21 protein-coding genes are annotated in these 23,463 nt (G+C 33.9%); 8 read left to right on the top strand and 13 right to left on the bottom strand.

What is annotated here, in order from left to right:
* Window positions 1–60: 60 nt before the first annotated feature.
* Together OLM53_RS01760 and OLM53_RS01755 are read right to left on the bottom strand one after the other, a co-directional pair.
* Window positions 61–1,014: a transporter gene (locus OLM53_RS01760; RefSeq protein WP_264521342.1), complete on the bottom strand. Its 954-nt coding sequence runs from the start codon at window positions 1,012–1,014 to the stop codon at window positions 61–63.
* 75 nt (window positions 1,015–1,089) lie between these two features.
* A complete protein-coding gene (locus OLM53_RS01755) occupies window positions 1,090–1,479 on the bottom strand; it encodes a hypothetical protein (protein ID WP_264521341.1) in 390 nt (129 codons plus the stop codon).
* Window positions 1,480–1,922: 443 nt separating this feature from the next.
* Between OLM53_RS01755 and OLM53_RS01750 the strand changes: the two genes are divergently transcribed.
* The 6 genes from OLM53_RS01750 (at window position 1,923) to OLM53_RS01725 (ending at window position 8,816) form a co-directional block, all read left to right on the top strand.
* Window positions 1,923–3,086 carry a hypothetical protein gene (locus OLM53_RS01750; protein WP_264521340.1) on the top strand — a complete coding sequence of 388 codons (1,164 nt, stop codon included), beginning with the start codon at window positions 1,923–1,925 and terminating at the stop codon, window positions 3,084–3,086.
* A 119-nt stretch (window positions 3,087–3,205) separates the two neighbouring features.
* Window positions 3,206–4,549, top strand: a complete 1,344-nt coding sequence (locus tag OLM53_RS01745) for a DEAD/DEAH box helicase (protein WP_264521339.1) — start codon at window positions 3,206–3,208, stop codon at window positions 4,547–4,549.
* A gap of 108 nt (window positions 4,550–4,657) precedes the next feature.
* A complete protein-coding gene (locus OLM53_RS01740; protein ID WP_264521338.1) occupies window positions 4,658–6,586 on the top strand; it encodes a vWA domain-containing protein in 1,929 nt (642 codons plus the stop codon).
* Window positions 6,583–7,836 (top strand): dihydroorotase, encoded by a 1,254-nt coding sequence (locus OLM53_RS01735; protein ID WP_264521337.1) that lies wholly within the window; start codon window positions 6,583–6,585, stop codon window positions 7,834–7,836. Before OLM53_RS01740 ends, OLM53_RS01735 begins: the two co-directional genes overlap by 4 nt.
* A gap of 12 nt (window positions 7,837–7,848) precedes the next feature.
* Entirely contained in the window at window positions 7,849–8,172 is a 324-nt protein-coding gene (locus OLM53_RS01730; RefSeq protein WP_264521336.1) for a hypothetical protein, read from the top strand.
* A complete protein-coding gene (locus OLM53_RS01725; RefSeq protein ID WP_264521335.1) occupies window positions 8,172–8,816 on the top strand; it encodes an alpha/beta hydrolase in 645 nt (214 codons plus the stop codon). The genes OLM53_RS01730 and OLM53_RS01725 overlap by 1 nt, the downstream gene beginning before the upstream one ends.
* A 37-nt stretch (window positions 8,817–8,853) precedes the next feature.
* On the opposite strand, the gene OLM53_RS01720 is transcribed toward OLM53_RS01725, so the two are convergent.
* From OLM53_RS01720 to OLM53_RS01710, 3 genes are read right to left on the bottom strand one after another with little or no spacing between them, the layout of a single operon-like run.
* A complete protein-coding gene (locus OLM53_RS01720; protein WP_264521334.1) occupies window positions 8,854–9,342 on the bottom strand; it encodes a hypothetical protein in 489 nt (162 codons plus the stop codon).
* Between the two features lie 20 nt (window positions 9,343–9,362).
* Window positions 9,363–9,875, bottom strand: coding sequence for a hypothetical protein (locus tag OLM53_RS01715; protein WP_264521333.1), 513 nt, complete (start codon window positions 9,873–9,875; stop codon window positions 9,363–9,365).
* 3 nt (window positions 9,876–9,878) lie between these two features.
* A complete protein-coding gene (locus tag OLM53_RS01710; RefSeq protein ID WP_264521332.1) occupies window positions 9,879–10,646 on the bottom strand; it encodes an MBL fold metallo-hydrolase in 768 nt (255 codons plus the stop codon).
* A 138-nt stretch (window positions 10,647–10,784) separates the two neighbouring features.
* Between OLM53_RS01710 and OLM53_RS01705 the strand changes: the two genes are divergently transcribed.
* A complete protein-coding gene (locus tag OLM53_RS01705; protein WP_264521331.1) occupies window positions 10,785–12,251 on the top strand; it encodes a TonB-dependent receptor in 1,467 nt (488 codons plus the stop codon).
* Between the two features lie 43 nt (window positions 12,252–12,294).
* Here OLM53_RS01705 and bcp read toward each other — a convergent pair whose 3' ends face one another.
* Entirely contained in the window at window positions 12,295–12,747 is a 453-nt protein-coding gene (gene bcp / locus OLM53_RS01700; RefSeq protein ID WP_264521330.1) for a thioredoxin-dependent thiol peroxidase, read from the bottom strand.
* A 53-nt stretch (window positions 12,748–12,800) separates the two neighbouring features.
* Here bcp and OLM53_RS01695 point away from each other — a divergent pair, with 53 nt between their 5' ends.
* A complete protein-coding gene (locus OLM53_RS01695) occupies window positions 12,801–13,460 on the top strand; it encodes an endonuclease III domain-containing protein (RefSeq protein ID WP_264521329.1) in 660 nt (219 codons plus the stop codon).
* A 222-nt stretch (window positions 13,461–13,682) separates the two neighbouring features.
* Here OLM53_RS01695 and OLM53_RS01690 read toward each other — a convergent pair whose 3' ends face one another.
* The 7 genes from OLM53_RS01690 to OLM53_RS01660 all read right to left on the bottom strand — a co-directional run bounded on the left by OLM53_RS01690 (window position 13,683) and on the right by OLM53_RS01660 (window position 23,418).
* A complete protein-coding gene (locus tag OLM53_RS01690) occupies window positions 13,683–14,270 on the bottom strand; it encodes an RNA polymerase sigma factor (protein WP_264521328.1) in 588 nt (195 codons plus the stop codon).
* Window positions 14,271–14,444: 174 nt separating this feature from the next.
* Complete coding sequence (locus OLM53_RS01685) at window positions 14,445–15,206, bottom strand: glycoside hydrolase family 16 protein (RefSeq protein WP_264521327.1); 762 nt, start codon at window positions 15,204–15,206, stop codon at window positions 14,445–14,447.
* 14 nt (window positions 15,207–15,220) lie between these two features.
* On the bottom strand, window positions 15,221–16,783 hold the full coding sequence (locus tag OLM53_RS01680; RefSeq protein WP_264521326.1) for a sugar porter family MFS transporter: 1,563 nt from the start codon (window positions 16,781–16,783) through the stop codon (window positions 15,221–15,223).
* A gap of 102 nt (window positions 16,784–16,885) precedes the next feature.
* Window positions 16,886–18,589: a family 16 glycosylhydrolase gene (locus tag OLM53_RS01675; RefSeq protein WP_264521325.1), complete on the bottom strand. Its 1,704-nt coding sequence runs from the start codon at window positions 18,587–18,589 to the stop codon at window positions 16,886–16,888.
* A gap of 84 nt (window positions 18,590–18,673) precedes the next feature.
* Window positions 18,674–19,600, bottom strand: a complete 927-nt coding sequence (locus tag OLM53_RS01670) for a glycosyl hydrolase family 17 protein (RefSeq protein ID WP_264521324.1) — start codon at window positions 19,598–19,600, stop codon at window positions 18,674–18,676.
* The gene (locus OLM53_RS01665) at window positions 19,590–21,974 is read right to left on the bottom strand and encodes an MFS transporter (protein WP_264521323.1); all 2,385 of its coding nucleotides are present in this window, start codon (window positions 21,972–21,974) and stop codon (window positions 19,590–19,592) included. Before OLM53_RS01665 ends, OLM53_RS01670 begins: the two co-directional genes overlap by 11 nt.
* 28 nt (window positions 21,975–22,002) lie before the next feature.
* Window positions 22,003–23,418 (bottom strand): glycoside hydrolase family 30 protein, encoded by a 1,416-nt coding sequence (locus OLM53_RS01660; protein WP_264522406.1) that lies wholly within the window; start codon window positions 23,416–23,418, stop codon window positions 22,003–22,005.
* Between the last annotated feature and the right edge of the window lie 45 nt (window positions 23,419–23,463).

Raw genomic sequence — 23,463 nt, 5'->3', positions numbered from 1 at the left:
CTAAGGAAAAGGGATAAGAAAATAACTAATCTCTTATCCCTTTTTACTTATCCCTTTACTTTAAAAAGATTTGATTATCCCAAATCGCAATCGGAAACCGCCAGTGTTCTGTTCACCGTTCATGTTTTGAATTACGGGTAAGGAAACAGTTACCGGAAAACTCCATGATTTATAACTGATGTTATTGCCTACAGTGGCATACCCCATATAATAACCCGAATTGTCATCGGCAACATCATCTTCTTTTAGTTTGTCTAACCATTCGCCGTAATACCCTGCTGAGATGGCCCAACCTAAATTCGACACTTCTTGTTTTGGTTTCTCCTCAGTTTTGTCTTCTTTTATCATAGAACAAAAGGCATTCTGCCCCAATATTCTGTAGCTTAACGATAGGTTTTGAATGGCAATGCTACTATAGTAATTATCCTTGAACCCTTTGGTGGTTTGTTTGTATAAAGCATTAGCTTGCAAAGTAAGTTTATCCCAACTTTTAGCTACAATAATTCCGACCATAGGATCATAGGAACCTGAGCCTACCACTACAGTAGTATTATCGAAATTGGCATTTTTTTGAATACCCGTTGGCAATTCAATACCAGCTTGCAAGGCTAGATTAAAGTTGTTTTTAGAAAACACATTAAAAGTCCCTAACACCACTAAATCCCCAAAACCATTATCATTCCCTGTATTGGTATGCAAGAAAACATAAGGCACTAATGCTGAAAGGGTAATCGATTTGGTTACTCCATAACGAACACCGAGTGATTGGATAATCATACTAGTTAATGGGGCTTCATCATCAGCAACATCAGTTACTGGCGGAAGGTTTTGATTTATTTTTCTGTAATCGGTATAAGTTTCTATAACGAATTGGTTTTTGTTTAGGGTTAATATCCCGTTGTTAAAATCGCCATTAGCGGCACCTGCGCCAGCGCCAGCACAACAAGCACACTGACTATAGCCATAGGTAGATAGCATAAAAGCTACCACCATCATATAGATTGTATTTTTCATTTGTAAATTTTAAGTTATTCCATAGTAAACAAGGCTATCAATACTATTGAAAGCCAAAATTGTGTTGCTTTAAGTCTATGCTAAAGGTTGCGGTGGTTTTAACAGCGTGTTTTGAAAGCCGTTAAGTGGAGACGCTGTATACTCTGAAAAAATTGTGAGTTGCTTTGAAATAACTATAGGTATTGGTAACGCTACAGTTGGCATTTCGATAAAAGTATCTAGGTTTTTTATCTTTAAAACGGAGACTGGAAATTTGTTGTTCTCAGCTTCTTCGTCTGCAGCTTTTTTAAGTTGACGGTAGAGCACACATTTACCATTACAATGCATCATCGGTTTGAATCGGTTGATACATTCCGTTTTGATGATGTTGTCCTGATTGATATTCCAATAGAGAATATAGCCTGTCTGGTAAAGCGATTGCCAGAAAAGTGCAACTATGAATGATATGGCTACTAAAGGTTTCAAAGTGGATGCGAAATTACAGTTTTGAATTGTATTTGCCTAATTTACGTTTGCGGAAATATGACTACTGTTGACTAGTATTGATTAGTGTTGACTAGTATTGACTACTGTTGACTAGTGTTGATTAGTCAAATGGGCATTTTTAGAAGGTTCTTCGGATCATGTTCGGGTCATGTTCGGGTTTTGTTCGCAAAAGGGGTGCTTTTTGCGAACAACACCCGAACAAAGTAGGAATGAAATCCGTTAGTTATTATAAAAACAAAGTTGGCAAATAGTACAGAGCTTGTATGAGGTATGTGAAAAAACAGTACTTTAGTGGTAAGCAACCTATTAAAGTTATGAATATAAAATAGTTAGTAGTAATTACTTTACCTAAGCTGCTCGACACATTCCGATGACATCAGTACACTCGAAGTGACGTTATTCACTAATACTAAATTTATACTATGAAACAGCTATCCTTTTTCATCCTACTTCTTGTTACAGCAGGCACTATTCAGGCGCAGAATGCTAAAGATTTGGCTGTCGCTTTTATGCAACGGTATACCGAATTAGCTAATGGAAGCTACAAACAATTGTATGCGGACAAACTGTCAACAAAGGACACTATTGTGCAATTTGATGTGCCCAATATTACAGCCGCCGATCATACTATTCTTAACTGGAATCCAGATGAAGTAGAATATGTACTGACCTATAATCGAAATAATCCGTTGTGTGTGAAAACGGGTAAAGAAATCATAAAGGCAATGCAAATCTTAGCTAAGAATAAAGGGTTTGAATTATTTACTACTGATGCCGATTTTTATGCCTTATACAAAGGTTCAGAAGAGATAATGACTTACTGGCATGAACAATATGTTAATATTTACCCTAATGAATATTTGCATTTTCATATTGCAGCCGCCACTCCATTTAAACATTATCTTGCTGATGAAACGGTTGGTAAACCATTTCCTCCTCGGCCAACCAATACAACAGCTGCCCAGATTATAGAAGTTCCCGATGATGCCAATAAACGAACTCTAATGATGAATGGACTTTTTGTGAAAAACAAACTCACCAAAGGTTATATCCGTCTATCGGGTTACGGCCCTTTTTTTGATGGGACTTGGCTGAGCAGAAAATGGGATTATGACGGTAAAGATAGTACTCCTGTCCATTTTGTGCCGGCTGCTACCAATGACACCATACAAGGTCAAGCATTCGGCTTGGATTTCTCGACTTTCACGGCAGACTATCGCTATTTTAAAGGCGGATTAAAAATTGCCAAAAACAGCGTCCCTTGGTTGCTAAATCAGTATCAGCCCTATTATGAAGAACGGGAGCTTAAGAAACAAAAAGACTACGAGGCAGAGGATCTAAAAAAACATAGTGTTAGCTATGAAGAAGCTCAAAGAAATATTGAAATCAATCAAAGGAAAGCAGTCCAAGGAAGCAATAGTGCTACTCCTACATCAGGAGGAGCTACTCAAACCTATTCTAGTTTTAGTAAATGCACTGTATGTAATGGCGTTGGTTATACCGAGTATGATTGCGGACAAGGAGGTGGTCATCCGTGTCGCAAATATTGTACTCCCTGCAACGGTACTGGACAGGTTCATAATTAGAACTTCTTTGTACTCATTCATCCGAAAGGAACCTTTTTAACTCCTAAATCAGAATTCCCTATCTTTGCGGCACCCGAGACCAAAAATTGGTCGAACTGATGAAATAAATTAGAACTATAATGAGCACTTTCGAGCAATTCAATCTTCCAAAATCATTACAAAAAGCCGTTGATGAATTAGGGTTAACTACGCCTACTCCTATTCAGGAGAAATCTTTTTCGGTGATTATGTCGGGTCGCGATATGATGGGCATTGCGCAAACAGGTACCGGTAAAACCTTTGCCTACCTCTTGCCTATTTTAAAGCAATGGAAGTTTGTTGCCACCGATACGCCCAGAATAGTTATCCTAGTTCCCACAAGAGAATTAGTGGTTCAGATTGCTGCAGAAGTTGAAAAACTGACTCAGTATATGTCGGTTCGTACGCTTGGTGTTTATGGAGGTGTCAATATCAATACTCAAAAAAAAGCAGTCTATCAAGGAATTGATGTGCTTGTAGGTACTCCAGGTAGAATCATGGATTTGGCATTGGACAATGTGATTCGGTTTGATAGTATTCAGAAGTTGGTGATTGATGAGTTTGATGAGATACTGAATTTAGGTTTCCGAACTCAGGTAACTTCCATTTTGAGTATGATTAGAACCAAACGACAAAACATTTTGTTTTCGGCTACGATGACCGATGAAGTAGATGCCATGTTGGATGAGTATTTTGATTTTCCAGAAGAAGTTTCTTTAGCAGCTAGTGGCACTCCATTAGAGAAAATAGAACAATTGGGTTACAAAGTGCCTAACTTTTTGACTAAGGTTAATTTGATTATCGAATTACTCCAAGACGAAGCTTACGAAAGAGTGTTGCTTTTTGTCAATAATAAAAAAACAGCCGATTTATTAGCTGAGAAATTAGAGGAAGTGTTTCCTGAGCAATTTGGTACCATTCACTCGAACAAATCACAGAACTACCGTTTACAAACCATGGCCACCTTCCAAGCTGGAGAAATCAGAGGTATTGTAACTACGGATGTTATGGCTAGAGGTTTGGACATTTCCGATATCACACACGTTATTAATGTGGAATTCCCTGAAATACAAGAACAATACATTCACCGTATTGGTAGAACGGGTCGTGCGGATAAATCGGGGATTGCAATCAGTTTAGTTAGTCCACGTGAGGAAGAAATCATGATTGAAGCTGAGCTGTTGATGGAAAAAGAAATTACATTCCTTCCCATGCCTAAGAACGTGGAAGTAGCTGTTCGTCTGCTCGAGTTTGAAAAAGACAAGAAGAAGCTGAAAGTTATTTTAAAGACTAATAAACTGGAAGGTGGTGCGTCGTTTCATGAGAAGGCCAAGAAAAATACTAAAGTAAACCTGGGGGGGCCATCGAAAACTAAGAAAAAAACGGGAACTTCGGTGAACCGAAATATTCTTAAAAATCGAGCCGCTAAAAGGAAGAAGAAATAATTGATATTTGATACTTGATAATTGACAATTGATTGCTATTTTTGACAAATCAAAGATTCACCGAATTCCAATAAAAATTAGCCTCCTATGAGGTAAACTTTACCAAGAATGCAATTCAAACACCCAGAGATTCTTTACTTTCTTTTCTTATTGGTTATCCCAATTTTGGTGCATTTGTTTCAATTGCGTCGTTTTAAGAAAGAATATTTTACCAACGTCCAATTCCTAAAAGAACTATCGATACAAACCCGTAAAAGCTCCACTATCAAGAAATGGTTGTTGCTTTTTACCCGATTGTTATTGCTTACGTTTCTGATTTTAGCTTTTGCACAACCTTTCTTTAGTGCTAAGGATAGCAAGAAATCGGGGAATGAAATGTATATTATTTTGGACAATTCCTTTAGTATGCAAGCCAAAGGAAAGCAAGGGGAATTACTGAAACGTGCGGTTCAAGATTTATTAGAACATACCCCTCAGACGCAAAACTTTTCGTTACTTACCAACTCTGATAACTATTGGAACACCGATATAAAATCGATTCAAAAGGATTTACAGGATTTGAAATACAGTGCTGCTCCTTTCCAATTGGATAATTTGATTGCTAAAGTGAATGCTAGAAAGTCGGCCTTCAACAAAGACATTATCGTCATTACAGATGCTGTTGGTTTGGAAGCTAATCAGACTAAGAGTTTCCGAAAAGAAGACAATATTTACTTTATCCTACCAGAAGCTGAGCAGAAAAACAATATTGCTGTTGATAGTGTTTATATCCAACAAACATTAGATAGTTTTTATGAGATTGGCGTTAAACTATCCGCTAATGGGGATGATTTTAAAGACATTCCGATTGCGTTGTTTAATAAGAATAAGTTAATTGCTAAAACACTAATTAACTTTGAGACCAACACTAAAACCATCAACTTTACGATTCCTAAAGAAGATTTTCATGGGTATGTTTCGATTACGGATAAGGGATTGGCTTATGACAACACCTATTATTTCAGTATTTCAAAACCCAGTAAAACGAATGTTATCAGTATTGGTGATACCGATAAAAGCAACTTCTTAGGACGTATTTATACCAGTGATGAGTTTAATTATACAAATTATCCGTTAGCCAATTTAGATTATAATTTACTAGAAAAACAAGATGCTATTGTCTTGAATGAGCTTAAAGACATTCCACAAGCGCTGCAAACCACATTGAAATCGTTTGTTACTAAAGGGGGGAATCTTGTTGTCATTCCGGCTCAAGAGAGTAATGCAACTGCTTTGAATTCCTTTGTGGCTAACTTTGGAGCGTTGCAATTTAAAGCCTTAACTATTGGGGAAAGAAAAGTGACTAAAATCAACTTTAACCACCCTTTATTCAGTACAGTTTTTGAAAAGAAAATTGATAACTTTCAATATCCTACTACTAAGGCATCGTTTGGTTTGAGTAGCACCACGCCATCGGTTTTGACTTATGATGATCAAAGTGCTTTCTTGACTTCGTTACCAGGTGACTTGTCGTCTGTCTATGTTTTTGCGGCACCTATTAATAAGGCTAATAGTAACTTTCAAAACTCGCCACTCATAGTTCCGACGTTTTATAATATGGCTCAAAGTAGTCAAAAAACGGGTGTGAATGCCATTATCATTGGCGAAAGCCAACCGTTTATAGTGGATGCTTTATTATCTAAAGATGAAATCTTAACGGTAAAGAATGCAACTGAAAGCTTTATACCTGTGCAACAATTATTGAATACGAAAGTAAAAATGACTTTTGGAGACAATCCATCAGAAGCCGGAAATTTTGGTATCTTTAACGGAGGAAACTTGGTGCAAAACATCAGCTTTAATTATAACCGTACAGAAAGCAACTTATCCTTGGCTAATCCTGATGCGGTTGCCCAATATAAAGAAATAGATGATATTGAAACCGTGTTTAACACCATTCAAATAGATAGAACCGATACACAAATCTGGAAATGGTTTGTGATTTTAGCCTTACTCTTTTTAGCATTAGAACTACTCATTCAAAAATTTGTAAAATGAACCTAATTCTCCGAAAAGCCACCATTATTGACCCTGAAAGTCCTTTTCACAATCAAACAGTTGATGTAAAAATCACGAATGGTCTCTTCGAGAAAATTGGAACATCCTTACCTCAATCCGATACCCATCAAGAGTTTCAACAAGAAGGGTTACATATTTCTAGAGGCTGGTTTGATACTAGTGTTTCTCTAGGTGAACCAGGTTTTGAAGACAGAGAGACTATTACTAACGGATTAGAAGTAGCTGCTAAAAGTGGGTTTACAGGTATTGCTTTACAACCCAACTCCTATCCTATTATTGACAATCAATCCCAAGTACATTTTGTTAAGCAAAAAGCGGTTACTTCGGCAACGGAGTTATATCCTATTGGTGCCCTAACTAAAAACAGTGAAGGCAAAGATTTAGCAGAGCTATACGATATGAAGAATGCGGGGGCTGTGGCTTTTGGTGACTATGGTAAAAGTTTGGCAAATGCTAATTTGCTTAAAATTGGCTTGCAATACGTACAAGATTTTGATGGTTTAGTAATTGCCTTTTGTCAAGATGATAGCATCAAAGGAAACGGTGTTGTTAATGAAGGAGTAGTTTCTACTAGATTGGGATTAAAAGGAATTCCTAACTTAGCAGAAGAATTGATAGTCGCTCGAAACCTTTTTTTACTGGAATATACTGGTGGAAGATTACATATTCCAACGATTTCTACAGCTCAATCAGTAGCGCTTATCAAAGCGGCTAAAGCCAATGGATTAAAGGTTACTTGTAGTGTATCAGTACATCATTTGGTTTTAACTGATGAAAAACTGGAAGGTTTTGACACCAGATATAAAGTATCCCCTCCTTTACGAACGGATGAAGATAGAAAAGCATTAATTGCGGGGATCTTAGATGATACCATCGACTGCATTACAAGCGATCATAATCCGATAGATATTGAGCATAAAAAAATGGAATTTGATTTGGCTAAAAACGGAACCATTGGATTGGAAAGTGTTTTTGGTGCTTTGTTAACTGTATTGCCTTTGGACAAAGTTATTGCAAAATTAACTTCTGGTAAACATATTTTAAATATTGAAAGTCAAATTATTGCAGAAAATAATAAAGTAGCTATTTCACTATTTACAGCAACCGATAAATGGACCTTTGAGAAAGAGCATATTTTGTCGAAATCAAAAAACAGCGCCTTTCTAGGACAACAAATGCAAGGTCGGGTAATTGGAATTTACAGTAATGAAAAATTAGTATTAGCATAAATAATATACTATATGGAAAACTTAGATAAATCAAAAAACACAGCTATTGTAGCCTACTTAACCATTATTGGAGCGGTAATCGCTATTTTTATGAATCAAGAAGAAAACAAAAGTGAGTTTGCTTCCTTTCATATCAGACAAGCCTTAGGATTGTTTATTTCTTTCTTTTTGTTGGGCTATTTTGTGGGGTATGCTAATAGTTGGACCGCTACTTCTGCCTTTTACTTGTTCTATTTTATTCTGTGGATATATGGTTTTATCGGGGCGTTACAAGGACAGAAAAAACTATTGCCACTCGTGGGTGCTTTTTTCCAAACAACATTTAAAAGTTTATAATGAACCTATCGCTTCATCATCTCGTTAGAGAACCTAAAATAAAATTGGAGAAAAACCCTTTGCTCTTATTGCTTCATGGTTATGGAAGTAACGAAGAGGATTTATTTTCCTTTGCTGCTGAACTTCCCGATAACTATTATGTAATTTCTGCTCGAGCACCTTATGATATGATGTATGGAAGTTATGCTTGGTATGCTATCAATTTTGATGCAGATGAAAACAAGTTTTCTGATATAGGACAAGCTCGTGCTTCTCGAGATATTATTGCGAATTTCATTGATGAATTGCTTGCTAATTATGCTATTGATTCTGATAACGTAACTTTAATTGGCTTTAGTCAAGGTAGTATTTTGAGTTATGCAGTAGCATTATCTTATCCTGAAAAGATACAACGAGTCGTTGCTATGAGTGGGTATTTGAATACAGAAATTGCAGTGGATGATTTTGCAACTAATGATTTTACGAACTTAAAAATATTTGCATCCCACGGAATGGTTGATCAAGTCATTCCTGTGGAATGGGCAAGGAAATCAATACCCGTTTTAGAACAATTAGGAATTCAGGTAGTTTATAAAGAATATCCTGTTGGACATGGAGTTGCTCCACAAAACTTCTTTGATTTTAAGAACTGGTTACAATCCTAAAATAAAAAAAGGTCTTGAAAATTCAAGACCTTTTTTATTATTGTTGTTCTGTATCACTATTCATTACTTTTTGCCCTATTTCACCATCACCGGCAAACATGTTCTTACCTCCTTTTTTCAGGACATACCCTTTCCATGGAACTAATTGCCAATCATTTAAAACCCATGGTTTGCCTTCTGCTGCTCTTGATAATACAATTGACGTTGTATCTTTTGGGAGAAAAACTTCAGCTTTGCTAGCGTCTTCATTAAACAACACATAAGCACTTAGCGTCTCATCATCGTTATCTTGTTTATCCATAGGGTTGAGTTGGATTCCCGAAAAGCCTTTTACACATTCTTTATTTACTTTAGACCATACATATCCTGCAGATGCTAAGCAACCATTTTCATCTTTGTCATTGACCACCGTTGAGTCTTTTACTGTAATAGCCTTATTTTGACTCTCGTTTTCATCTTCCTTTTGATCAATTAATTTACAAGAAACAACCAAGAGTAAAAGTATAAGTACACTTATTTTTTTCATATTTAAATCGCTAATAGTGTTTAATTTAAGGCAGCAGGATATAAGTAAGAATTCATAATTTCAAAAGAAATTCCCCCTTTATCATCAACAAAATATTTCAATAAAACTTCTCCCCATAATTGGCCATTGCTATAATTGGCAATAATCCAACGATGGTTTAGTATTTTTACTTTATTGATAATAAACTTCTGTTCCCCCATTTTAGGTTGGTCAGTATATTTATTTCCAGCTGCATCATCGTTGTATGCTAAAAGTGCTTGTTTCACTTTTTCAGCAAAGGCATTAATATCTGTAATGTTATTTTCTACCAAATAATTTTGAGCCCTATCATTATTTTCTAATGAAAATGCATTCGCCTCATACAGTTTATCAGATAACTTGCTGATACTATCCGATAAGGTTTTTGATGGATTATCGTTTACATCAGTAGTTATAGCATTATCACTCTTTTCCTTTGATGTAAAATATTTATAAGTAAAAACATTCATCAATGCTGCAATGATAAAAAGATATAAAAACAGTGATTTCTTCATATTCTAAATTGTAATTTTTAAATTATCGTATGCCAAAAAAACATTAGGCGGTAATTTTTTTTGTACCTCTTCATGAAAACCCAAAAGATGACTGATATGTGTCAAATAGGCTTTTTCAGGCTGAACCAAATATATAAAATCCAACGCATCCTGCAAACTAAAATGAGAATGATGTGGTTCTTCTCGCAAAGCATTAACAACCAATACTTTTATTCCTTTTAATTTTTTAATTTCAATCTCATTAATAGATTTCACGTCTGTTAAATATACGAAATCTTGTATTCTATACCCAAAAACTTGTAGGTTACTATGATCTACTTCTACCGGAATAATTTCAATTGATCCAATATTGAAAGGCTCATTATTGTTTACAACAAATGATTGCACATTGGGAGCGCCAGGGTATTTATTTTCTGTTTCAAAAATGTAATCAAATCTCTTTTTCAAATTTTCTATAACTCGATGATGGGCATAAACGGGTATATCTTTTTTTTGTTTAAAGAAAAAGGGACGGATATCGTCCAAACCAGCAGTGTGATCAGCATGTTCATGTGTAAAAAGTAGAGCATCGAGTTGGGTACAATTGGAAGTTAACATTTGTTGTCTAAAATCGGGACCACAATCAATTACAAAAGATTGATTATCGCAAACAATCCATACAGATACTCTTAATCTTTTATCCTTACTATCATGGCTTTTACAAACAGGATGGTCACTCCCTATTACGGGAATACCTTGAGAAGTTCCAGTACCAAGAAAATAAACTTGCATAATAGCACGGTTTTTGATGATGTTTTTTTGTTTATTTATAAAAGTACTTTTTTTTAAGTAATGAATAACAAAAATAGACGTTAATTCTCTTTTATAAAAAGGGTATTTTACTAACTTTGCAATGTATACAACTATATTATGGGAGCATCTGGATTAGACATCAAATTAAAAGGCGATAAAGTTATTGAGCAAATTCCTTCGTTAAAGGATAAAGCTTTACGTATCAATCTTAATGATAATATTTACGGGACTTTTGCTGAAATTGGTGCTGGTCAAGAAACAGTAAGACACTTTTTTAGATCAGGAGGCTCATCAGGAACAATAGCCAAAGCGATGTCGGCATACGATAAAGATTTTAGTGATGCCATATATGGTATTGAAGATGATGGTAGATATGTTACTGAGAGCCGATTAAAAAATATGCTTTCACATGAAGTTCAATTAATTGAAAAACGTTTAAGTAGAGATAAGCATCCTAATAAATTATTTTTCAGTTTTGCCAATACCGTTTCAACAATAGATTTCGCAAAACAATTTAAAGGACATGGTTGGGTTGGTATAAAATACCAAGTAGAACCAGACGAAGATTACAATGAGATTATTCTTCACATGCGTTTTAAAGAAAATGATGCTCGATTACAACAAGAAACTCTTGGTGTATTGGGGGTAAACTTGATTTACGGTGCATTCTATAAATACAATGATCCTAAAAAATTACTACGTTATCTATATGACCATTTAGATAAAGATCAATTAGAAATTGACACTATTAATTTTTCTGGTCCTCGTTTTGCCAATGTTGACAATCGATTGATGAGTTTACAATTGGTTAAAAATAATATGACTGATGCAGTAATGTTTGGTCCTGACGGAAAAAACATTCTTCCGGCATCGATACTTTACAAAAAAAACATATTAGCTTTAAGAGGAAGCTTTCGTCCAGTTACCCAAGTAAATATGGATATGTATGAGAGATCGCTGAAGATGTTTTTGGAGGAAAGTAAAGTAGAAAAAGACAACACTTTGGTAATTTTTGAAATCACCTTATCCAATTTACGTTCAGAAGGTGAAATTGATGAAAGAGATTTTATGGACAGAGCTGAATTGCTATGTGCACTCGGACAGACTGTAATGATTTCTAATTTCCAAGAATATTATAAAGTAGTAGAATATTTCGCAAGTTATACCAAAGCTAGAATGGGATTGGCCATGGGAGTTAATAATTTGGTTGATATTTTTGATGAAAAATACTATCGCCATTTGAGTGGTGGAATTCTAGAGGCTTTTGGGAAATTATTCTATCGCGATTTAAAAGTTTTCTTGTATCCAATGGAAGATGAAAACGGTGAAATTATTACTTCTCAAAATCTTAAAGTTCATCCAAGAATGAAAGAGCTATATAAGTTCTTTGCTTACAACGGTAAAGTTGTAGATATCACTGATTTTGATAAAGGCCATTTAAAAATATTCTCTCGAGAAGTGCTGAAAATGATTAATGAAGGAATTCCTGGCTGGGAAAAATTGTTACCAGAAGGTATTGCAGAAATTATAAAACAACATCATCTTTTTGGTTACGACCCTAATAAAGTTTTACAAAAAGCATAACAAAAAAAGCCAAGAATTACTTCTTGGCTTTTTTTTATAAATATTATTTCAATATTTGTGCAGCATGTGCTTTAGTCTTGACATCAGATATTACATCCTCAATTATTCCTTCTTCGTTGATTACAAAAGTAGTTCTATGAATACCATCGTATTCTCTTCCCATAAATTTTTTTGGGCCCCAAACACCGAAGGCATTTATAACTGATTTCTCTACATCGGCTAATAAAGGGAATGGAAAGTTAAATTTCGTTTTAAATTTAGCTTGTGCTTTAGCGCTATCAGCACTCACACCAAGCAACTCATAATTGTTTGCTTTAAATCGTTCAAAATTATCCCGTAAATCACAAGCTTCAGCTGTACAACCCGGTGTGTCTGCTTTAGGATAAAAGAAAACCACTAATTTTTTTCCAGCATAATCTTCTAATTGGTGGAACTTATTATCTTGATCAAATCCTGAAAAATCAGGAGCTTTATCGCCTTTTTTTAGTGTTGTCATAATTTTAAAAATAAGAAAGTTTAAGTTATTTTTACAGTTCAAATTTAAATAAAATGACCAAACAAGAACGTGCAACGTTTGTTATTAATACGTTAAAAGAATTATATCCAGAAATTCCGATACCATTAAATCATAAAGATGCATATACGCTGCTGATTGCCGTATTATTATCCGCACAATGCACTGATGTTCGTGTTAATCAAATCACCCCTATCCTATTTTCTAAAGCTGATAACCCATATGATATGGTAAAACTATCAGTTGAAGAAATCAAAGAAATTATAAGACCATGCGGGTTATCTCCAATGAAATCAAAAGGTATATATGGTTTGTCACAAATTCTAATTGACAAATATAACGGTCAAGTACCACAATCATTTGAAGCCTTAGAAGCCTTACCTGCTGTTGGTCACAAAACTGCTAGTGTAGTAATGTCACAAGCCTTTGGAGTTCCTGCTTTTCCAGTAGATACACACATTCATCGTTTACTCTACAGATGGAATTTATCAAATGGAAAAAATGTTATACAAACAGAGAAAGATGCTAAAGCTCTTTTTCCAAGAGAAACATGGAATGATTTGCATCTACAAATTATTTGGTATGGGAGAGAGTATTCACCAGCACGTGGTTGGGATTTAGAAAAAGATATTATTACCAAAACTATTGGAAGGAAATCAGTTTTAGAGGAATATTATAAAAAAACATCCCGATAATTGTATCGGGATGTTTCTTAATTAGCAATTGTGTCGAAGTTCATATTACCTACTTTAACGATATTCAATGCACAAGAATATTGAAGTATTAAACGTATTGTTTCTTTTTTAGGTAACATAGTTTTTTTTGCTAATTTTTTTTTAGAGTAAAGTTTTGCCATATACTAATCAAATTGGTTTTATGATGTTTATTTAATAACGCAAAAAATTACTTTTTATTGTTTATGTCGGTAAATAAATTTGATTTTTTTCTATTACCTTTCTTAAATTAGTAATAGCGTAGCGCATTCTTCCTAAGGTAGTATTAACGCTTACGCCAGTAATATCAGCTATTTCTTTAAAACTCATGTCTGAATAATAACGCATCATAATCACTTCCTTTTGATCGTGAGGTAATTTTTCAATTATATTTTTCAAGTCGATATCCACTTGATTTTTGATTAACTCCGTTTCAATATTATGTGAGTTATCGGTTATTCTTGAAAAAATCAACAACTCATCTGTATCACGTTGAAAATAAGCTTTTTTATCATTTCGGAATTTATCTACTATTAAGTTACTTGCAATACGCAATACCCAAGATAGAAACTTACCTTCTTCGTTATAGTACTTTTTACTTTTTAAAGTATGAATCACTTTAAAGAATGTTTCTTGAAAAATATCTTCCGTAAGATCTCTATCCGAAACTTTAGAATAAATGTAGCCGTAGATTTTCGATTGATGTCTATTAATAAGTATTGAAAGCGAGTTTTCATCACCATCAATATACTTGTTTACTAATACCGCATCTGGGATTTGTATTTTTGCCATAACATTACCTTTTAGTAAGGGTTAAAAAAAGATTTTTTAATCTAAAAAGTAATTGTTTTCTATAGGCAAAAGTTCTTTGTGAGTTAATTATGTACCAAATTTAACATATTTTTAATTTAAAAAACAAATTAAATTTAAAAAAAAGACTAAAAATAATTAAATCCCTTTTAAATATTATTGATAGACTCTTATATAATCTATCAAAAAATCTTGTGGAAAAATAGTGTTATCAATGTCTTGACCTCCGAAATTACCACCAACAGCTCCATTTAAAATAAGATAAAAGGGTTGGTTAAAAGGCCATGTGTTGTCATTTTTTATTTTTGGTGAAAAAGTATAAACCGAATTATTGTCAACAAAAAACTCAATTTTATCTTTAGTCCAATCAATAGCATACAAATGAAACCCTTCTTCAGCATCCTTAATTATAGTGTTTTTTGTATTTATTGTTTCTCCATGACTGTCTTGAGTGTGTATTGAAGTGAATATTTTATTGGGAGCTCTTCCCACATATTCCAGAATATCAATTTCACCACACTTAGGCCAACCTACTTCAGAAATATTCGAGCCAACCATCCAAAATGCTGGCCACAATCCTTTACCAATTGGTAGTTTAGCTCTCAACTCAATTTTTCCGTATTGAAATTTTTTCTTGTTTTTTGTAGAAATTTTAGTCGATGTATAATCATTCCCTTCTTTACGAATCTGAATCACTAAATTACCCTCTTTAATAAAATGATTGTTTTTGGTATAAATTTGACATTCATTATTTCCCCATCCACATAAACTAGGGCAACCATCACCTAATTCAAGATTCCAAACTTCTTCATTAAGCGTTTTGGCATCAAAATTTTCTTCCCAAACTAATTTACGATTTGACTCTTGAGCTACACAAGAGTTAATGACAACTATGTAAAGGAGAATGAAGTATTTCATCTAAATATATTTAATTATTTCACAAGAATAGCTTCTAATTCTTCTAATGATTTTCCTTTAGTTTCTGGTAATAATTTTAGTATAAACAATAAGCCAATCAGTGCAAAAATGCCATACCAAAGAAAAGTCCATGTGCTTCCTAATTTATCTAATTCCCATGGAAAAACTAGCTGAACTATAAAACTAACTGCAGAGTTAATAAACCCGACAAATGAAATAGCAATCCCACGAATTTTATTCGGGAAAAGTTCAGAAAACAACACCCACATTACTGGTCCAAGTGAAATTGCAAATGAAGCCACAAAACCTAATATTCCAATTAAAATTAAAATGGCATTCATACTTATAGAAGCCGAAATAAGTTCTGATTCATACTTTTTTTCAACAGCTATTCCCAATGTTTCTGATATTGCATTTTTAAATTGAGTATCCGATTGAAACGTTTTATCTTGAAGAAGGCTTATTTTCTCAACACTAATTTCTTTAGGTAATTTTGAAATAGAATCTTTTGTCAAAGTATAGGTAGCGTCATTAAAACTGTAGGCCAACAAGAACATACTTAAAGCAACACCTATAACGCCTATAGTCAGTAATGGTTTTCTTCCTAGTTTATCAATCAATGCAATAGCAATAATCGTAAATACAACATTTATTAATCCAACTAAAATGGCTTGAATAAAAGAAGTATCTGTACCAATACCTGATTGCTCAAATATCATTGGAGCATAAAAGAAAACTGAATTTATTCCTGTAATTTGTTGCAAAACTGCAATTACAACTCCAATGGATAAAACTAACTTCATGGAGGGTAAAAACAAATCTTTAATAGTACTTTTCTCTTTAGGTTTTGAATCCAATAAAATACTACTTTTTATTTCTGCAATCATTTTTTCTGACGATTCATTATCACTTATTTTTTTCAAAACAAGTAATGCTTCATCATAACGTTCTTTCATTATTAACCATCGTGGACTTTGAGGCACAAAAAACAGACAGATGAAGTATATCAATGCTGGTATAGCTTCTAAACCTAACATCCATCTCCAATTGTATTCTTTAATCTTTAATGAATGAACCCATTCAGCATCTGAACTTGCCAAATGAACTATAAGATAGTTAGTAAAAAAAGCCAAAGAAATACCAATGACAATGTTTAATTGATTAAAGGAAACCATTTTTCCTCTGTTTTCAGCTGGAGAAATCTCAGCAATATACATTGGGGCCAAAATTAATGACATCCCAACTCCAATACCAGCAATAAGCCTTGCAATAACTAAGATTAAAAAAGAAGGGGCAACCGCGGATATTATGGCCGAAAAGAAATAAAGCAAAGCAGCATATTTTAACACCACATTTCTCCCTAGTTTATCACTTATTGGACCAGCAAACATCATAGCTAATGTTGCCGTTAATGACAAAGAAGCTACTGCCCAACCTAATTCTATTTTGGACAAATTAAATTCGGGTTCAATAAATTTTACAACTCCAGAAATAACGGAAGCATCAAAACCCATCAACAATCCGCCCATGGCAATAATAAGCGCATAAAGCTGTACCGAACTTTTATTTGTTTTCATAAAATACAATTACCAATATAGGAGTTTGATAGATCTTGAAAAAACTGAAATTTTAGTTTTTTTTTGGGGGTTTTCTATTTTAGTAAGTCTTCTTGAGCTTAATTATTTTTTAATGATTTTTGAATAGTTTATTCCATGCGAGTTTTCTACTCTTAAAAAATAAATACCTGTTTTAAAACTACTCATATCAATAACATGATCTGAATTCACAACCTCTTCAATATGTGTTTTTCCTAAAATATCAGTTAAAGTAATTTTATTTTGATCATCGAACAGATGCAAATTCAAAATATTTTCAACTGGATTAGGATAGACTAATTGCTTAAATTCTGTAACATCTGCATTACTTAATGAACAATTATTATTACCTACCACATAAGAAAAATAATTGGTTACTGATAGTCCACCAGCATAAGCAAATTTAACACCGTAACTGATGATTGAACCAGGGGTTTGTCCTGTAATGGTTTTAGTAAAATTATTACCTGAAACATTGGTCATTTGTACCTCTGAAAAAGGGGTTTGTTTCCACAAATAGGCTACAACTCCAACTTTGTCCGTATCTAAAAGTTCAAAATTGATTTTAACATCAGTTCCCAAAGTTTGGAATGTATAATTATAACCCGTTGTGAATGATCCTTGCTGTGCTAAAGAAGAAGTTCCCGAACATGCAATTAATGCGGTAGTTGTAGCATTTAATACAATTGGATTATTCAATGCGGTGTTACCTGTCAAATCGCTTGCAGCAACGCTAAAACTATAATTAGTATTTGGGGTTAACCCTGAAATAACAACAGATTTTTGAACACCAGAAGTTCCAGCATAAGTAAACGTTTGTGTTCCATAAGCAACGGTATAAACAACCGATCCTGAATTATCTGTCGCGTTTAACAATAACTCTACAGTAGAACTAGTTACTGCACCAACTGAAGCTGTGAAATTAATTGGTCTTTCGGTATCAACAAGTGTATTTTGATAAACACGAACATAATCAATGTCCATAGAAGTTTGTGTGAAATTGGGATCTATATTTCCTGCAGTTCCTCCCATGGCAACATTTAGTAAAAGATATTGCTCCTTATCAAATGGCCAAGTATTAGCATCTTTAACTGCTGGATTGTAAGTGTAATAAACAACACCATCTAGAAGAAAAGAAATTTGAAAGGGAGACCAGTTGACTGAATATATATGATAACTATTAGCTAAATCGGAGGCGATTGTTCCACCATTATTTACTGAATTTCCAAAAGAAGAAGGCGTGTGTAATGTTCCTTGAATATAATTAACTGGTTGTGATGGAAAAATGCCATGCTCCATGATATCAGTTTCACCACAAGCAGGCCAATCTGTTGTTCCGTAAGTCGATGCAAAATAGGCTCCTGGTTCATTTATGTTTTTACCCAACATCCATATAGCTGGCCAAGTTCCGGCTTCGAGAGGCACTTTTGCTCTCACATCAACACGTCCGTACTTGAAAGCAAATTTTGAATTGAGTCGAGCTGAAGTATATTGCTTTGTAATTCCTTGATCTGTGTATGGTTCTTTTTTAGCAACAATATGCAGAAAACCATTATCCACATAGGAATTAGTAGTTTGATTGGTATAATGCTGCACTTCACCACTAAACCAACTTGAACCATTGGGCAGTTGCGTTTGTTGAAACCAATTAGTTGAATTTATTGGTCCGTTGGTATTGAACTCATCAGACCAAACTAGATTGTTATAAACTATATCAACCTGAGCATGACATAATTGACTTAAAAGAAAAAATAAAAATAGAACTTGAAATGGGGTGTTTTTTTTCATAATAGCTTTTTTGTTTTTTAATAAATTACTATTTTAAAAAGTTAAACTCACACCTTTTAATTTTAATAATTTGATTTAATTGAATTAAAATTTTAATTTTTCATTTTTATCCCAAATTCCCCAATAGGCTCCGACTTCTCCCTCTGCTCCTACTTTCCATGACTCGTCAAATGAGGAGAAGTAGAAAATAGCAATATCATCTTGTTGCGACCAAAGTTGAGTGTTTAAAAAATATCTAAGAGCATTTTCTTCTGAAGGATGCGAATCTTTAAAACTTTCCCCTTTACTTGGCCAACCTGTTTCTGTTATAATTACTTTTTTGCCATTTGCCGCATGCAAAGCCTGATGATACATTTGTTTCATATGGCCTAATGAATATTCTAAATTACAACCTTCCCAATAAGGGTAACAATTCGTTAAAATCAAGTCACATGCTTCTGTTATTCTTGGTTTGATACTGAATTCATAATAGGCATCTACATAGCCAACAGGAATAGATTCAGGAAGCGCTTTTTTTACTCTAGAAATAAACTCTAAAAGCTCCTCTTCTGTTAAATCCTTACGATACATTACCTCATTTCCAACAGCAGCTATATTTACGAAACCTTCATTAGACAATTTAATTAATCCCTCGATTTCTTTTTCATTAACCTCAGGATCATCACCTAACCAGGCTCCAACTAATGTTTTGATGCCATGTTCTTTAGCAATTTTTGGAATAAACTCATTCCCTTCTGTACATGAAAAAGATCTGACCCATTTAGTATAAGGAGCAATAATTTTCATTCTTCGTCGAACTTGTTCTTCTGATATAATATCTCCAGGTTTTTGTCCGTCTTCATACATGCTAAAACAAAGTCCATGCATGCCTGATTTTAAAACTTCATCAAATAGATTATTTACTTCTTCTTTTGACTTATTTGTATAATCAATCCCATTATAATTATCAATCTCATTGGTAGCATCAAACTTAATTTGATAAAGCGAATCTTCTTTTCTTCTAAACGACATTAGTTTCTATTTTAACATCAAACTTTACTTTTTCATTTTTATCCCAAATACCCCATCTTGCGCCAACTTCACCTTCTTGATTCGTTTTCCAGGACTCATCAAATGATGAAAAATAGAATAACTCTATGTTTTTATTTTTAGCCCATTCTTGGGAAGCAATAAAATATTTCATAGCATTAAGTGAAGAAGGTTTAGCACTTTCTACATTTTCTCCTTTACTTGGCCAACCTGTTTCTGTAATAATTACTTTTTTGCCTTTTGCAACTTGTAGGCTTAACTCCATCATTCTATTCAAATAAGAAAGGGCATAATCATTATCTGTGCCTTCCCAGAATGGATAACAATTTACTAAAACAACATCGCAAGCATCTACCAAACTAGGTCTATCCAAAAATTGATAATAGGCATCTACATAACCAACTGGAATGGAGCTTGGCAACACTTGTCTAACTCTTTTGATGTATTGCAATAATTCTTGTTCTGAAATATCTTGGCGATGCAAGACTTCGTTTCCTATAGCAGCAACATCAACCAAACCAGCTTTAGCCAATTCAATAAGGGTATTGATTTCCTTTTCGTTTTTTTGTCTGTCGTTGCTAATCCATGCTCCCACTAAAGTTTTTAATCCTTTTTGGTGAGCAAGTTCTGGTATCAATTCATTCCCATCTGTGCAAGAAAAAGATCTAATCCATTTGGTATATGGAGCTACTACATCCAACCTTCTTTGGATTTGATTTTTAGATAAAATATCTCCAACTACTTGACCTTCTAGATATGGACTGAAGCATAAACCATGTAATCCTTCGTTTAAAATTTCAGAAAACTGTTCTCTAATCTCAACTTCACTTTTTAAACTTAAATCGATACCCGTTAAGGTGTTTAGAGAGATTCCGTTTTGCTCTAAAGAGAGTAATTTACCTGGAAGATAAGATGATGATTGCTTCTTAGTTTGGCCTTTTCTTGCATCTAATTCTTTTTTTATGTCTCTTGCTTTCTCTTCTGTTAGGTCATAGTTTCTCATTACCCACATAGCTATTAATGTACCTAATATTGGAATACCTGAGAAAAAAAGTCTTAGACCTGTGACTGCACCCTCTGTTTGAGTTGCTGCTCCTGGATGGAAATCTACAAAGGACATAATTACACCTGTTAATAATCCAGCAATAGCAAAACCAAATTTTACCATCCACCAATAGATAGCTCCAAAGATTCCTTCTCTTCTCTTACCTGAGGTCAATTCATCCATATCACAGACATCTGCAGTCATTGACATCATCAAAGTAAATAAACTTCCTATACCAAAAGAAAAGAAAGGTAAAGCGAATATGAACATGTAAGGTTTTCCAGGAATAAAAAGAAACCAAAGTAAAATATAGCCAAAAATGGATATTCCTTGACAAACTAAAAATGTTTTCTTTTTCTCCATTTTCTTAGACATCCAAGAAACTATCGGAATTACAACAAAAGTGGTTGATAGAGCTCCTAAACATCCAAAAAGTGTAGGCCAAATTCCTGCATCAGAGGAACTTCCATTAAATAAATAGTAAACCACTATAAAAAAAGTAAAACCAGCAACAGTGTTGAATGCATTAAAAATAAAGAAAGTCGCTATACACAATTTTCTGAAAGGGCTATTTTTAAAAGCTTCTACAAAACTCGAAAAAATTTCTTTTAAACTACCGCCCATAGTTTTGAACGTTAATGGAGAAAAACTCTCTTCCTCTTTTGTTGACTTACTTTTTATAAAAATGGCTGGAATCATTGCTAAAACCATACACGAAAGTCCTACCCAAACCGCTAAGGTTCTGGTGGCGGTATCAGCATTGGGAAACCAACTTGCATCATACATTACTACCCAAAACCAAGGTGCAATTACCCATGCCCATTGTCCAATCCATTGTGAAATTGCCATAATACTGGTTCTTTCATGAAAATCATCGCTCATTTCATAGCCCATGGCTACAAAAGGAACACTAAAAATTGATAGTCCTAAATAAAATACAATGGACCATACTAAAAAATAGTAAAAATTATAATCTATACTATTTTCTCTATATAATTGCCACATTACAACAAAAGAAATTCCCATTATAATGGCTCCAATAAAAACATATTGTCTTCTTCTTCCCCATTTAGATCTGGTGTTGTCTGATATGAAACCCATAATTGGGTCAATAAATGCATCTAATATTCTTGGGAGAAAAAAAGTAATTCCCCACATCCATGTTGGCATCCCTAAATTTTCGACCAAGACAACCATAAAAATACCTAGAGCCGCAGGAAACATTTGGTTAGCTAACATACCTAATCCAAAAGCTATTTTTTGACTCATTGGAACCAAATTCTTGGTGTTAGAATTATTATTATTTGACATAGTTAATAAATATTAAATTATAGAATCATCAGGACTTTATTACTACTGTTTGAATAGCTTTAGCACTAATGGAAATATTTTTTTTACTGTTATTGATACTTATTTCAAGTGTTTGATTTTTATCTGTTGGATTGAATATAACTACTGCTATCGTTCCGTCAGGGTTTTTTACAGCTGTTGCTATTATGTCTTTGTCGTTAATTGAACAACCTATTTTTACCGCTCCAGGTCTAATAAACTTACTGAAATGCGACATGACATAATACAATGGAGTAAAATAAACTTCATCCTTTTCAGGGTCAACTATAACGGGTGCTACACACCAATTTTTGAACCAGTTAGGGCCACCATGAGTATCCAAAACCATATTCCAATCAACCCATCCGTCAACCCAATTGTTTAAACATCCTATGATGTCAACAGCATATCGATTTACTGGAGCATACTTTGGATGCAAGTATTTATCTTTTTCACTGGCCCAATCCCAACCCCAATCTGTAGCTTCCTTTTTCCAATACCATTCATCATCTTTCCAATGAGGGATTTCAGAATCTACACAAGCTTCTGTTTGTATCAAATATTTATTAGGTGCTTTTTGATGAGCATATTGTAAAGCCTCTGGAAAGACTTCATAAGTACTCTCATACCAATGAATGGCTAATCCATCATAATATTTGGATGATTTTTCATCTTTGTACATTACGTCAACCCATTCTTGTATACCAGCTCTATTTTGATCGTAACCCAATATCTTTAGATCACCCCAACCGTCATTTTCTAATTTAGGCCCTAAATGATTTTCAACAAATTGGGTCATTTCAGCTGGAGAAAAAAGAGTGCTTTCCCAATTGTTTCCGTTTCCATGAGGTTCATTTATAACGGTTACTCCCCAAATATTAATTCCTTCCTTTTTATATGCTTCTAAATATTTAGAAAAATATAAAGCGAAAGTGTCATTGAATTGTGGTAGTAATTTTCCACCTATATATTTTTTATTGTCTTTCATCCATGGTGGACATGTCCATGGTGAAGCGATTATATTAAAACCTTGTTTTGAAATAGCCTTGGCATCTAATATCATCGGAATGATATCTTCTTTATCATCTTCAATCGTAAAGTGTTCTAGTTGCAAATCATTTTCAACTTTTGCATAAGTGTAATTGCTTAATGAAAAATCACAAGAAGCAATATGTGTTCTAGTAAGCGAATAATTGGCACCTTCTTCACTAAAATAAGCCTCCAATATTTTCTTGCGATTTGCTTTACTCAATCGATTGAGTAAAGAAGCCGAAGATTCGGTAAATGAGCCCCCGAAACCAGTAATGGTCTGAAATTTTTCATTGGGATTCAAAGTAATTATCAATGGATTTTCATTTAAAGAAAACGAATCCATTTTTTTTAAGGAATTCCCATTAGCTGAAGTCTCATACACTTCCATTTCCATACTTTTTGCTGATTTACAACTATTCAAAGTAACAGTGATGATAAA

The sequence above is a fragment of the Flavobacterium sp. N1994 genome (assembly GCF_025947145.1).
Classification (GTDB): Bacteria; Bacteroidota; Bacteroidia; order Flavobacteriales; family Flavobacteriaceae; genus Flavobacterium.
Note: the sequence above shows the minus strand (reverse complement) of the source record. Positions and strands in the feature narration are given on the sequence as shown.